General features: G+C 65.0%; 15 protein-coding genes and 1 tRNA gene. 1 reads left to right on the top strand and 15 read right to left on the bottom strand.

The window, feature by feature from the left end:
* The first annotated feature begins 72 nt into the window (after window positions 1–72).
* Window positions 73–408: a DNA cytosine methyltransferase gene (locus tag J9315_RS17420; protein WP_225984242.1), complete on the top strand. Its 336-nt coding sequence runs from the start codon at window positions 73–75 to the stop codon at window positions 406–408.
* A gap of 744 nt (window positions 409–1,152) precedes the next feature.
* Here J9315_RS17420 and trxA read toward each other — a convergent pair.
* The 15 genes from trxA to J9315_RS04785 all read right to left on the bottom strand — a co-directional run bounded on the left by trxA (window position 1,153) and on the right by J9315_RS04785 (window position 11,568).
* Window positions 1,153–1,476 (bottom strand): thioredoxin, encoded by a 324-nt coding sequence (trxA, locus tag J9315_RS04855; protein ID WP_006214176.1) that lies wholly within the window; start codon window positions 1,474–1,476, stop codon window positions 1,153–1,155.
* 94 nt (window positions 1,477–1,570) lie between these two features.
* Window positions 1,571–2,185 (bottom strand): CueP family metal-binding protein, encoded by a 615-nt coding sequence (locus tag J9315_RS04850; RefSeq protein WP_179861205.1) that lies wholly within the window; start codon window positions 2,183–2,185, stop codon window positions 1,571–1,573.
* A 114-nt stretch (window positions 2,186–2,299) separates the two neighbouring features.
* A complete protein-coding gene (locus J9315_RS04845; protein WP_006214174.1) occupies window positions 2,300–3,241 on the bottom strand; it encodes a cation diffusion facilitator family transporter in 942 nt (313 codons plus the stop codon).
* A 2-nt stretch (window positions 3,242–3,243) separates the two neighbouring features.
* Window positions 3,244–3,633, bottom strand: coding sequence for a metalloregulator ArsR/SmtB family transcription factor (locus J9315_RS04840; protein WP_040560570.1), 390 nt, complete (start codon window positions 3,631–3,633; stop codon window positions 3,244–3,246).
* Between the two features lie 136 nt (window positions 3,634–3,769).
* The gene (locus J9315_RS04835; RefSeq protein WP_197464198.1) at window positions 3,770–4,360 is read right to left on the bottom strand and encodes a LysR substrate-binding domain-containing protein; all 591 of its coding nucleotides are present in this window, start codon (window positions 4,358–4,360) and stop codon (window positions 3,770–3,772) included.
* Window positions 4,361–4,682: 322 nt separating this feature from the next.
* Window positions 4,683–4,829: a hypothetical protein gene (locus J9315_RS04830; RefSeq protein WP_156491183.1), complete on the bottom strand. Its 147-nt coding sequence runs from the start codon at window positions 4,827–4,829 to the stop codon at window positions 4,683–4,685.
* A gap of 44 nt (window positions 4,830–4,873) precedes the next feature.
* Window positions 4,874–4,947: transfer RNA gene (locus tag J9315_RS04825), tRNA-Cys, on the bottom strand.
* Window positions 4,948–4,962: 15 nt separating this feature from the next.
* Complete coding sequence (locus J9315_RS04820; RefSeq protein ID WP_040560569.1) at window positions 4,963–5,481, bottom strand: carboxymuconolactone decarboxylase family protein; 519 nt, start codon at window positions 5,479–5,481, stop codon at window positions 4,963–4,965.
* Between the two features lie 13 nt (window positions 5,482–5,494).
* Window positions 5,495–5,860 (bottom strand): helix-turn-helix domain-containing protein, encoded by a 366-nt coding sequence (locus tag J9315_RS04815; protein WP_061873197.1) that lies wholly within the window; start codon window positions 5,858–5,860, stop codon window positions 5,495–5,497.
* Between the two features lie 41 nt (window positions 5,861–5,901).
* Window positions 5,902–6,579, bottom strand: a complete 678-nt coding sequence (locus J9315_RS04810) for a hypothetical protein (RefSeq protein ID WP_225984161.1) — start codon at window positions 6,577–6,579, stop codon at window positions 5,902–5,904.
* Window positions 6,580–6,643: 64 nt separating this feature from the next.
* Window positions 6,644–6,949: a metal-sensitive transcriptional regulator gene (locus tag J9315_RS04805; protein ID WP_006214168.1), complete on the bottom strand. Its 306-nt coding sequence runs from the start codon at window positions 6,947–6,949 to the stop codon at window positions 6,644–6,646.
* A 10-nt stretch (window positions 6,950–6,959) separates the two neighbouring features.
* Window positions 6,960–9,047 carry a heavy metal translocating P-type ATPase gene (locus J9315_RS04800; RefSeq protein ID WP_040560587.1) on the bottom strand — a complete coding sequence of 696 codons (2,088 nt, stop codon included), beginning with the start codon at window positions 9,045–9,047 and terminating at the stop codon, window positions 6,960–6,962.
* A 220-nt stretch (window positions 9,048–9,267) separates the two neighbouring features.
* Window positions 9,268–9,867 (bottom strand): YdhK family protein, encoded by a 600-nt coding sequence (locus J9315_RS04795; protein ID WP_006214166.1) that lies wholly within the window; start codon window positions 9,865–9,867, stop codon window positions 9,268–9,270.
* Between the two features lie 97 nt (window positions 9,868–9,964).
* The gene (gene fdxA / locus J9315_RS04790) at window positions 9,965–10,294 is read right to left on the bottom strand and encodes a ferredoxin (protein ID WP_006214165.1); all 330 of its coding nucleotides are present in this window, start codon (window positions 10,292–10,294) and stop codon (window positions 9,965–9,967) included.
* Complete coding sequence (locus J9315_RS04785; RefSeq protein ID WP_100244661.1) at window positions 10,291–11,568, bottom strand: MFS transporter; 1,278 nt, start codon at window positions 11,566–11,568, stop codon at window positions 10,291–10,293. The genes fdxA and J9315_RS04785 overlap by 4 nt, the downstream gene beginning before the upstream one ends.
* Window positions 11,569–11,571: the final 3 nt, after the last annotated feature.

Genomic DNA, 11,571 nt, shown 5'->3' with positions numbered 1-11,571 from the left:
TTTCCTCGCCGCGAATTGGCTCGACCTTCAGCGGGTACGGAGGGCTCGACCTTGCCGTCGAACACGCCACTGGTGGGGGATACGGTCTGGTTCTCCGAGATCAACACCTCGGTCGCGCAAGTCTTCTCTCACAATTGGTCGGATGCCCCAAACCTCGGCGACATCTCCGTCATAGACTGGAGTACCGTACCGCCGGTCGAAATCGTGATAAGCGGCTTCCCCTGCCAGGGCGTCTCAATCGTCGGCAAGGGTGCAGGCATCGCGCCAGGTACTCGCTCGGGGCTCTGGTCGTGCATGGCACGCGCAATCGAGGAGCTGCAACCCGCGTGCGTCGTGATCGAGAACGTAAGGGGTTGCTCTCGGCCCCCGCTACCCGACCCGCGAAGGGGTATCAAGTGGACCCGTTGACCGTGATCCTACAGCCGCTGGCCATGCAACCGTTTGCGACTTGGCATCCGACCCGTGCGGTCTGGGGGACGCATCAGCCCGACCTCTTCGGACGGCAGGCGCCGTACTCGGAGACCTGGCCGACTTGCGGTATGACGCACGATGGATCGGCCTACCGGCTTCACTTTCCGGCGCTGATCACCATCGCTTCCGTATCTTCATCGTCGCCTACCGCAGGGGCGCTGTTCCGGACGCCGCTAGCAACGGACTCCTCTCGGGGCGGAGAGACGATGGAGACGGTCAGAGCCCGCGGCGGCACTATCGCACTGAGTCATCAGATAATCGACCTCGCACTTAACGGACCGGGCGGCTCGACCATCAACTCGAACGCAGCGGAGACCCTGTTCGCGCTAGTCGACAGCATCTTCGTCGCTGGGGGCGATACGCCGACGCCGTCGCACGATGGGAGCACATCACCCGACGCGGCGCCCCTGCCCCCGCAGTTCTGAACGAGGACAGAGGGCCACGTTCGTCGCCGGAGTTCGTGGAATGGCTTATAGGTCTGCCAGTCGGATGGATCACCGACCCGATGGGTGATCTGACTGCAAATCAGCAGAACACCGCGTTGGGTAACGGGGTCCTGCCACTTCAAGCGCTCCTTGCCCTGCGCAGTCTTGGACTACGTATGGAACCACGCTGATTTGGGCGATCGTCAACTGCCGCGCAACGATCGGCGGAGTTCGGGAACAGTTCGACGGCCGAGCCTCAGATAATACCGTCGAGGCGCTGCTCGATCTGCGGCTTCGGCATCGCCCCGATGATCTCGCGCACGATCTCACCCTTGTCGAAGACCTTCATCGCAGGGATCGAACTGATGTTGTAGCGCGAGGCGATGTCGGGGTTCTCGTCGACATTGAGCTTGGCGATGAGAAGCTTTCCATCCTGCTCGGCAGCAATCTGGTCCAGGACCGGCGCGATTGCACGGCACGGGCCGCACCAGGCTGCCCAGAAGTCCACGAGAACGGGAACGTCGCTCTGGAGCACAACCTCATCGAAGGTCTGGGTGTCGACGGTGGTGACTTCGCTCATGGGACTGATTTCCTTCCTGTTACACGTTGCGTGCGATAGACCGCACGCACACCACAACACCCTACCCCCTGGGGGTATTCCCGTGGTGCTGGTTTCAGGCCAGTCGCATCGTGGTCAAGCAGGTTTGCGCATCGTCGTCGACGCTCGAAAGTTTGGAGGTGGCGGTCTGGCCGTCGTGGGTGATCGAGATCGACGTCTCGATGCCTCGGGGCAGCCAGATCCCGACGAAGCCGTTGTCGAGGGTTCTCATCTCCTCGTCGACGATCGTCTCGCCGGTCGTCGCATCCGTCACCGTGACGGCCACGTCTGCGTTGCGCAGCTCACCCAGGCATCCGGTCGGGCTGTGGTAGTAGCAATCATGGGTCTGCGACCGATACGGGGCGACGGATACGTAGATCTCGTTACTTGGCAACCGCACCTCTGCCGTGTGTTCGTGCTGATCGGTGAGCGTGACCGCCTCCGCAGTGATCGACGTGGTCAAGGTCTCCGTGCGTTCGTCCAGCGGGATCGCATCGAGCGTTTCGACCAGCTCACGCACGTCGAGGCCATCGAGACCGTTCTCGGCAAGGATCTCGGCTCCGCTGGCCGAGGAGGCTGAGGGTGAGTCGTTGGCGGCCGTGCATCCGGTGAGCAGGAAAGCGCCGACCACGACGGTGATTGCAGCGGTTTTCGTTCCGCCGTACTTCGGGAATGGCCTGAAGTTTTTCATGGGATTCCTTGCCGTGTCTGCCGTGGTGCCAATTGGCCATACTACCCCATAGGGGTAGTGCCTACCTGCGTGACGCGGAAGCCCCCGGAACGAGCCCGGGAGGGGGCACTGCGTTCAGTCGTGCTTGCTGATTTCCGGTTCATGTTCGGCAATGTGCTCGGTCTCGATCTGGAAGGTCGAGTGATGGATGGAGACCTCGAAGTGTCCTGCGACGCAATCTTTGATCTCGTGGAGCGTCTGCGCGGCATGACCGTCGGTGAAACACTCGTCGTCGACGACGACGTGGGCGGTCAGGGTCGGCAGGCCGGTCGCCACAGTGGAGGCGTGCAGGTCATGGACATCTTTGACATGGTCAAGTTCGAGGATGTGCGAACGCACCTTGTCGAGGTCGAGGCCCTTGGGAGTGAACTCCATAAGGACGCCGGTGGTCTCGCGCATGAGCTTGAACGCGCGAGGCACGATCAATGTGGCGATAAGCAGTCCGGCGATGGCATCGGCCTGCATGAACCCGGTCGTGGCGATGACGATCGCCGCGATGATCACTCCGAGCGACCCGAGGGCATCATTGAGAACTTCGAGGAACGCGGCACGCATGTTGAAGTTCGAACCGCGGCTGGAGGCGAGGATGGTGATGGCGATGATGTTCGCGACCAGGCCGATGATGCCGAATATCAGCAGTTCGCTTGCGGGCACCTCCGGCGGCTCGAACAGTCGCCGGATGCCTTCGATGGCGGCGTAGGTGCCCACCGCCAGCAGCAGTGCCGACTGTCCGAGGGCTGCGATCACTTCGATACGCCGGAACCCCCAGGTGCGCTTGGAGTTGGCGGGCTTGAGCATCAGCGTCGCGGCGATCAGTGCGACCAGCAGCCCGGAGGCATCGGTAATGGCATGGGCGGTGTCGGTCAGCAGTGCGAGGCTGCCGGTGATGATCGAGCCGATGGCCTGGGCGACGACGATCGTCGCGGTGATCGAGAATGCGATCCAGAGTTTCTTGCGGAAATCTCCGGGGTGACCGGTCTCGCTGGCGGCGGGGCCGTGATTGTGTCCTGCGCCCATGTCTACTTCTTGTCCGTATCTGTCGCGTGGTGGGTATGTGGGAGTCGCAGGTGCGTGCAGAGCAGGGCCTGCGTGCCGGTGGCATCGAGGAGGCGTTCGGCAGCGGCGATGAGGGTACGCAGGAGCTCGGACTGTGCCAGCGAGTACCAGGTGGAGCGCCCTTCCGGGCGCATCGTCGCCAGGCCGCACTCGACGAGGAAGCCGACATGCTTGCTCACCGTGGACTGGGCCAGGCCCATGTGCTCGACCAGGTCCCGGACCCGGTGCTCCCCGGAGGCGAGGTGCTGCACGATCGCTAACCTCGTCGGCTCCGCAAATGCCTGGAACAGGTGGGCGTACGCTACTGTCGCCACTTCGTCGAGGGTTGCCCCCTCCTCTTGAATCATCGTCATAGGGCGATCATATCGCGCTAGAGCGATATTGTCGAGTGTGATCTGTTGCTCCGACACGGAATGAAACTCAGGGGTCCCGTCGCACCCGAGGATGGGCTACCTGGGGGATGGTCGGTCGCATAGCTGCAGTGGGGAGCTACGTCAGCTGACCATCGGCCCCGGTGGAGAGCAGGCGGGGTGGGGAGCCGATGTCGATGAGTCGGGTGAAGTAGTCCTGTGCGCAGGTGGCGAAGACCCCTACCTGCGGGTGGCTCCTCCTCTGCCCTGGCCAGGTCAGCGCCACGGTCACCCGTGGGGCATCCTCGATGGGCAGATAGACCACCTCCGGCGCGCGGTGATTGTGCGTTGTCGCCTCTGCAGTGATGCCGATGGCGTCGCCGACAGCGATGCGGGTTAACCACTCGTCCGTGTTCGCCACCGAGATCGTGCGCGGCATGCGAGCAGTCGTACTCCACAGCTCCCCGGTGGCCGTCGGAGCGGTCGCGCAGACCGCCACCGGCCCGTCAGCGAGATCGGCTAGGGTCACCGACTCCTGCCGGGCACGCGAGTCGGTACTCGTCACCGATGCAACCAGGCGTTCGGTGAACAGCGGTAACCGCTCCAAACCCGGACCAATGGCACGTTTGGGTGAAGAAGAGCGGATGAGTGCGGCATCGATCGCCCCCGTCGCGCAGGGCCCAGATCGGGTCCGTCGGGCGACTGTATTCGATGAGCTCAGCGTGCCCACGCTTCCATTCCTGGAACAGAGGCAAGGTGTGACGGCCAAAGCCGGCCCAGGCGCAACGGCACCAGGATGCGCAGTGAGGCCGTGGTGCGATCTTCCAGGTGAAAAGGTAGGTTTGAATCCGGTTCCGAGAAGGGCACATGGGCCTGGGTCCGACGATCAGACTCTGTTGTGAGCCGCGGCCCGCCCTCGCCCTCGCAACGTTCAAGTGAGTAGATCCTGGAACGGCCGAACTTCAGACGGATGCCGTAGCCGCCGTTGGGTCCGTCAGGCAGAAACTCTGCCCCAATTCTTCGAGGGCGGCCCGCACACGCTCCTGCTTCTTCTACGACAAGTCGTGTCGCCCCTTCTCGAAGTCGCGCAACTCTTCCTTGGTCACGTTGGCTTCACGGGCGATATATTGGGCGCTCACCTTCACGAGGATGCGCGCGGCGCGTGTCATGTCACCGTTGAAGATGTGCTGGCTCTCCATCACTCGCCTCCAACGACGTGTGTCCTATTGGGCTCAGCGGGAAGTGGAGGTGCCTACGGGATTCGAACCCGTGTAAACGGTTTTGCAGACCGCTGCCTATCCTCTCGGCCAAGGCACCAAGTCGCCGGCGAAGTCAGTCGCCCGGCGTGAGGCCAGCAACCAGGTTGAAGGCGCCGGTGAGAATGTTCAGCGACACGACCCCGACGACATCAGAGATCTCACGGTCGCTGTACCCGTATCCCCGAAGCTCGTCAATCTGCTCGTCGGTGATCGACGTAGGCTCACGGTAGACCTGGAGGCCGAGCGCGATCATCGCCGCGACCGGGCCGGTCATCGCCGTACCCTGCTGGGCGAGTGCGATCTCGTCATCGCTGACCCCGAGCGATCGTGCCGCGCTGATGTGCGAGGCCAGGCACATTCCGCATCCCTGCTTCGACTGCACGGCGATCGAAACGAGCTCGCTGACCTTACGGTCGAGCTTGGCGCGACGCATGGCTTTGCTCAGCTGCAGATAGCCGCCGAGCACCGCCGGGGAGTGCGCCATCGTCGAGACCATGTCTCCGACCTGGCCGTGCCGCTCGACGAGATCGCCGAGCAAGTCTCGTGAGGCCCCCACTGCGGTCTCAGGGGTCAATCGGGAAAAACGGGGCATGATGCCTCCTCTGTCAGTTCGGTCGCGAGTTCGAGGTGGGAGAACCCGCACGAGTGCGTTCCTGCTGCTGATGTTCGGCATGGAAGATCGCAGCCTCAGCCAGCGCCCCGGCATGCACACCGTTCAATAGGTAGAAGTCGCCGGACTCGCGTCGCTGCCGACTCACGATCCCGGCCGACTCCAGGCGGTGAAGCTCGTGGGAGGTCTGGTCGACGGGAAGGTCGACGATGTCCGCCAGGTGATTGGCAGAGACCTCGATGTCGCGAATGGCGAGGATCATCTTCACACTCACCGGATTCGCCAGCAACGCGAAGACTCCGACCGCCGCATTCAGATGCGGTGTGTCATACGTGGCGTGCACGTGCTCAACCTTTTTCATAGTCATCAATACTACCCCATACCCCTATAGGGTATCAAGGGTTATTCAATCGATGTGACGGACTCGGAAACGCGTGGCCGGGTGCGGCGGATCGGGGTGAGGCCAGAGGCGACGGGTCCGCGCAGGAGCACGTGTCCAGTCGGGAGGGTCAACCGCGTCCAACGGCCGGCGGTTGAGATCGTGGCCCCGTTTCCTCGGCTGAGGAACCCGAAGACGTAGGCGGCGAACGCAACGCCTTGTGGCAGCGATGCGAGTGCCGTGTCCGGGGTGCCCCAAACCGTGCCCCGGATCTTGCGGACGACATCGTCGCCGGGTTTGTCGGGAAGTGCTTGGGCGACGGCCTCGATGCCGGCACGGGCGCTGCGCATCAGCGTCAGGCTGGACACATCCGCAATAAGTCTCCACCCGTGTTGCGGGGGTTCGACGCTGGTCCAGGCGGGTGCCAGCGCGGTTTCCGGCAACGCCAGGGTAAGAGGGACGGCGGTCGCGGTCAACGTTTCCACGGTGACGTCGCACTGCAGCTGAGGGTCGGAGCGGAGCGTGCGAAGGACGAGGATCGTAGGAGTGCGGTCGAGCGGACCACGGGGCGTTAGCGCGGCTGCGCTCATGCGCAGCAGCCCGGCCGCGGCCTGCAAGCGCACGCCATGGGCACCGGCCTGCGCGGCCCGCTTAGCGAAGGTGAGCGCGTCGCGGGCGGACGGCGCGTCGGCAAGGATCAAGCGCGCTGGCATCCTGAGGGTTTGTGCCCGCCGTGTCCTGGAACGCGGTGATCGGGGTCCGGGTTCAGGAGCGAACGAGCCGGTTGATGGCGTCGGTGGCTTCCTGGATCTTCTCGACGGCCGCCTCGTCGCTGAGCTTGGCGGCATCAAGCACGCAGTGCTTGAGATGGTCGTCGAGCAGACCAGTCGCAACCCCCTGGAGGGCACGGGTCAGAGCGGAGACCTGGGTGAGGATGTCGATGCAGTACTTCTCCTCATCGATCATCTTCGCGATCCCACGCGCCTGTCCTTCGATGCGCTTCATGCGGCCGAGATAGCGCTCCTTGTCGCTGATGTAGCCGTGCTGGTGGGAATCGGTATCGACAGACATGGGCATGTCCTTACTTCTGGCGCTCCAGGACGGAACGCGTGCTGGCTTCGGGTGTGAGGTCGATGCGCCGCAGCAGCTGGGCGTTGAGCGCGACAACCACGGTGGAGGCTGACATCAGGATCGCGCCGATCGACATTGGCAGGACGAATCCCACCGGTGCCAGGATACCGGCCGCCAACGGCACCGAAAGAAGGTTGTAGCCGGCGGCCCACCACAGGTTCTGCTTCATCTTGCCGTATGCGCGTCGCGACAGCTGGATGATCGAGAGCACGCTGCGTGGGTCGGAACTGGCCAGGATCACCCCGGCCGAGGCGATGGCGACATCGGTGCCCGCGCCGATCGCGATGCCGACATCGGCCTGCGCCAGAGCCGGGGCGTCGTTGACGCCGTCGCCGACCATCGCGACCCTCTTGCCCTCTTCCTGCAGCTGGGAGACCTTCGCGGACTTGTCCTCCGGGCGCACGCCGGCGAAGACGCGGTCGATGCCGAGCTCCCGTCCGACCTCGTTCGCGACCGCCTCGGCATCGCCGGTGATCATGACGACCTCGACACCGAGGGCGTGGAGGGCGTCGACGGCGTCGCGGGATTCTGGCCGGACCTCGTCGGCGAGCCTCAGCCCGCCGACCACCTGGCCGCCGCGGAGAACGTGCAGAATGATCGCGCCCTCGGAGCGCCATGCCTCGGCCGTGCCGACCTCGTGCTGACCGGTCTCCTCGAGCAGCCGGGGCCCGCCGACGCGGACCTTCTGGCCGGAGACGGTCGCGGTGACGCCGACGGCGGGCGAGGATGAGAAGCCGCTGGCCTGCTGGAGGGCAAGGCCCTTGTCCTTGGCGGCGGTGACGATGGCCTTGGCGAGCGGGTGCTCGCTGTCGGCCTCGGCCGAGGCAGCGAGGGCGAGGACCTGGTCGGCGTCGAGTTCGCCGGTCGGCTCGACGCCGGTGACGGTGGGCTCGCCCTTGGTCAGCGTGCCGGTCTTGTCGAACAGCACCGCGTCGACCTGCCGCATGGACTCCAGCGCCAGGCGGTCCTTCACTAGGACGCCTCCGCGGGCGGCTCGCTCGGTGGCGATGGAGACGACCAGCGGGATCGCCAGGCCGAGGGCGTGGGGGCAGGCGATGACGAGCACGGTGATGGTGCGCACGACGGCCTCGTCGGGCATGCCGATGAGCGTCCAGACGACCGCAGTGACCAGCGCCGCGCCAAGAGCGAACCAGAACAGCCAGGCCGCGGCCTTGTCGGCGATCCGCTGGGCGCGGGAGGATGAGTTCTGCGCCTCGGCGACGAGCCGGTTGATGCCGGCCAGGGCGGTGTCGTCACCGGTGGCGGTAATCTCCACCCGCAGGCCGGAGTCGGTGGCGACGGTGCCGGCGGTGACGGTCTGGCCCTCGCCGCGAGAGACCGGGCGGGACTCGCCGGTGATCATGGACTCGTCCATGTCGGCGCGGCCGTCGACGATGGTTCCGTCGGCCGGGACGCTGCCGCCGGGGCGCACGATGACCACGTCGCCCACGTCGAGGTCGGCTGGGGCCACCTTGACGACGTTCTCGCCCTCGACGCGCTCGGCCTCGTCTGGCAGCAGTGCCGCCAACGAGTCGAGCGCCGAGGTGGTCTGGGCCAGGGAGCGCATCTCGATCCAATGGCCCAGCAGCATGATGACGATCAGCAGCGCCAGTTCCCACCAGAATTCGAGCTCGTGATGGACGAGCCCGAGCGTGGCGGCCCAGGAGGCGAAGAAGGCCACCGTGATCGCCAGAGCGATGAGCAGCATCATCCCGGGCTTGCGGGACTTCAACTCGCTGACGGCACCGGTGAGGAAGGGCCTGCCGCCCCAGACGTACATGACGGTGCCCAGTGCCGCGGCGACCCAGCCCGCCCAGCCGGGGACCTCGTAGCCCAGCAGCATGGCGAACATCGGTGAGAGGGCAACCGCGGGGATGGCGATGACGAGGTTGATCCAAAACAGCCGGCGGAACTGGCCAACGTGGTCCCCGTGCCCGCCATGGCCGCTGTGATCTCCGTGCCCACCGTGCTGGGCATGCTCATCGTGGCCGCCGTGCTCGTCGAGGCCCGTGTGGCCTGAGTGCTGCCCGTGGTCCATGGCGTGGCCCTGATGCCCGGTGTGCTGACCCTCGCGCGTGCCGTGCGCATCCGCCGAGGCGTGCGCGGACACAGACCCGTGGTGATGCTCGCCGTGGGCGGGTGTATCGGTTTCGTGGCCGTGGTGCTGGTGTGAGTTCGGGTCCGTCATGATTCCTCTCCTCCGTCATCGAGCCAGGCCGATTGCCGCTCACCCGGTGGCCGGGCAAGCGAACGTCGGCTCAGGACGCTGGTTGGATCTCGCTCTCGACGACCCACTTGTGGTTCGTCATCTTCATGCCGTCCGTCTCGTAGTCGACCATGTAGACCGTCTCATCGGTGGACGAAGCGATGGTGGCCTTTACGCCTTCCATGCCTTCCATGTGCTCGGCGAGCAGAGTCACCTCTGTGCCGTCGGCCAGAAGCTCGTCGCCGGCATCCTCAATTTCTTCCTGCACGACCCACTTGTGATCAGTGACGGGGTCGCCGCCACCTGCGGGCGTGTAGTTCACGGAGTACGTGTACGTGTCGAATGCGCCGGAAATCGTTGCTGTAGCCCCTTCCATGCCTTCCATGTGGTCGGCCGTGAGCTGCACCTCGGTACCGACAGGGTAGGTGGGCTCACTGGCTTCGGCGATACCCTCGGGTGCCGGTCCGCCGTCCATCGGGTGCTCCATCTCCTCATCACCGCTTTCTGCGTTGTTGCCGCCGTGGCCCTGATGCTCCTCAGTAGCCGAAGGGTCGGTCTGCTGGTCGTCGTCTGCTCCGCTGGCGCAACCGGCGAGCACGAGCGCCACTCCGAGCGCTCCCGCTGCCAGTCCTGTTCGCAGTCTCCTCTGCATGTCATTTCCTTTCATCAATATGCCTACCATATACCCCTAGGGGGTACTAGTCAAGGCTTGTGTGTTGTGTCGGTATGGATCAATCGGAAGCCCCTTCTCAGAGGGTCTGCTCGTGTTGGATGGGCAATGCGGCGATGAGGGGATGGTCGAAGCCCGTCGGTCCGATCTTCGCGGCTCCTCCGGGAGAACCCAACTCGTCGAAGAACTCGACGTTGGCCTTGTAGTAGTCAGACCATTCGTCGGGCAGGTCGTCTTCGTAGTAGATGGCCTCGACGGGGCAGACCGGTTCGCAGGCTCCGCAGTCGACGCATTCGTCGGGGTGGATGTAGAGCGAGCGTTCGCCCTCGTAGATGCAGTCGACAGGACATTCGTCGATGCAGGCGCGGTCCTTGACGTCCACGCAGGGAAGCGCGATCACGTAGGTCATGGCTGCTCCTCTCGGTCGGGTGCGGATCGGCGGTGAGAGCCGGTGGGAGGCTCGGGGAAGTCGTCAGTCTCTGCCGGGCCTGCGGCCGGGTGCGGGATGCGCAGGCGCAGGACGGTGGCGACGAGGCTGAGGGCGATGATGATCGCACCGAGGATCGTCATCGTCCCCGACAGGGTGAGCACCGGCACGAGCAATCCGGCGACGATGGTGGGCACGCCGAATGCCAGGTAGGCAACTGTGTAGATCACAGCCATCACGGCGGCGCGTTCCGACGATGCCGTGTGGGGCATGAGTGTGCGCAGTACCCCGAGGAACGCTGTGCCGAACCCGGAACCGACGATCGCGACCGAGGCGACATAGGCTGAGTAGGAACCGAGTGCGAGGGCGCCGATGCTCACTGCGGTGCCGAACGCCAGGGCACTGGTCGCATACAGGCTGATGGTGCGGGCGGAACGCCGCTGTAGGACGGACGAGGCGGTGACTCCGGAGATCGCCAGTGCGAAGATGACGATCCCAGCTTGGGTGTGCGTGGAGCCCCCAAGCTCACTGCCGACGAGGTCGGCTCCGAGCGCGAGGAAAAGCCCGTTGGTCGCCCACCCGGCGATGATCACGGGCACTCCGGCGGTGAACATGCGGCGCAGGTGCGGTGGCACGGTGAACCGCGGACGGAGGTCGCCACGTCGTATCCGGGTCTTCGGGGCCAGTTCCGGTGTGCTCCACACGACCGTTGCCACGATGAGGAAGGCAAGCACGAGCGACCCGAAGACGGCAGTTGTCGGTTCGGAGGTGAGATCGAGGAGAAGCGCAGCACCGAGAGCCCCGGCCCCAAGGCCAATCATCGGGCCGATCGTGTTCCACAGGGCTGCGATGTTCCGATGCGACGGGGACTCGAAGTCGATCATCATCGCCGACAGCGCCGGGATCAGCAGACCCGCTGCGAGCCCTTGCAAGGCTCGGGCGACCAGGAGCGCCGCGAGGCTACCGGCGAACCAGAACATGGCCACGCTCAGCGCCAGCGCCAAAGAACCGGCGGCCACGACCGGACGTCGGCCGACGTGGTCGGAGAGTGGTCCGAGGTAGAGCAGCGCGGCCAGGAGGGTGAAGGTGTAGACCGCGAACACGAGTGTGGTGGCGACGGGGATGAGTCCGAGCCGTTCGGCGATCTGGGGGTAGAACAAGGACGGCGCGCTGGCAGCGGCCATCATGAGAATGGTCGCTGCCAGCGAGAGCACGAAGCCCCGCCGTGGGATCTGCCTAATACAGTCTCCCGCCATCGC

The sequence above is a fragment of the Brevibacterium sp. W7.2 genome (assembly GCF_018137945.1).
In the GTDB taxonomy this organism is placed as follows: Bacteria; Actinomycetota; Actinomycetes; order Actinomycetales; family Brevibacteriaceae; genus Brevibacterium; species Brevibacterium sanguinis.
Note: the sequence above shows the minus strand (reverse complement) of the source record. Positions and strands in the feature narration are given on the sequence as shown.

Excerpts from the sequence above, each read along its gene's own strand:
- trxA (WP_006214176.1), bottom strand. The coding sequence starts at position 1,476 with ATGAGCGAAGTCACCACCGTCGACACCCAGACCTTCGATGAGGTTGTG.
- J9315_RS04850 (WP_179861205.1), bottom strand. The coding sequence starts at position 2,185 with ATGAAAAACTTCAGGCCATTCCCGAAGTACGGCGGAACGAAAACCGCT.
- J9315_RS04845 (WP_006214174.1), bottom strand. The coding sequence starts at position 3,241 with ATGGGCGCAGGACACAATCACGGCCCCGCCGCCAGCGAGACCGGTCAC.
- J9315_RS04840 (WP_040560570.1), bottom strand. The coding sequence starts at position 3,633 with ATGACGATGATTCAAGAGGAGGGGGCAACCCTCGACGAAGTGGCGACA.
- J9315_RS04830 (WP_156491183.1), bottom strand. The coding sequence starts at position 4,829 with ATGGAGAGCCAGCACATCTTCAACGGTGACATGACACGCGCCGCGCGC.
- J9315_RS04820 (WP_040560569.1), bottom strand. The coding sequence starts at position 5,481 with ATGCCCCGTTTTTCCCGATTGACCCCTGAGACCGCAGTGGGGGCCTCA.
- J9315_RS04815 (WP_061873197.1), bottom strand. The coding sequence starts at position 5,860 with ATGAAAAAGGTTGAGCACGTGCACGCCACGTATGACACACCGCATCTG.
- J9315_RS04805 (WP_006214168.1), bottom strand. The coding sequence starts at position 6,949 with ATGTCTGTCGATACCGATTCCCACCAGCACGGCTACATCAGCGACAAG.
- J9315_RS04800 (WP_040560587.1), bottom strand. The coding sequence starts at position 9,047 with ATGGACCACGGGCAGCACTCAGGCCACACGGGCCTCGACGAGCACGGC.
- J9315_RS04795 (WP_006214166.1), bottom strand. The coding sequence starts at position 9,867 with ATGCAGAGGAGACTGCGAACAGGACTGGCAGCGGGAGCGCTCGGAGTG.
- fdxA (WP_006214165.1), bottom strand. The coding sequence starts at position 10,294 with ATGACCTACGTGATCGCGCTTCCCTGCGTGGACGTCAAGGACCGCGCC.
- J9315_RS04785 (WP_100244661.1), bottom strand. The coding sequence starts at position 11,568 with ATGGCGGGAGACTGTATTAGGCAGATCCCACGGCGGGGCTTCGTGCTC.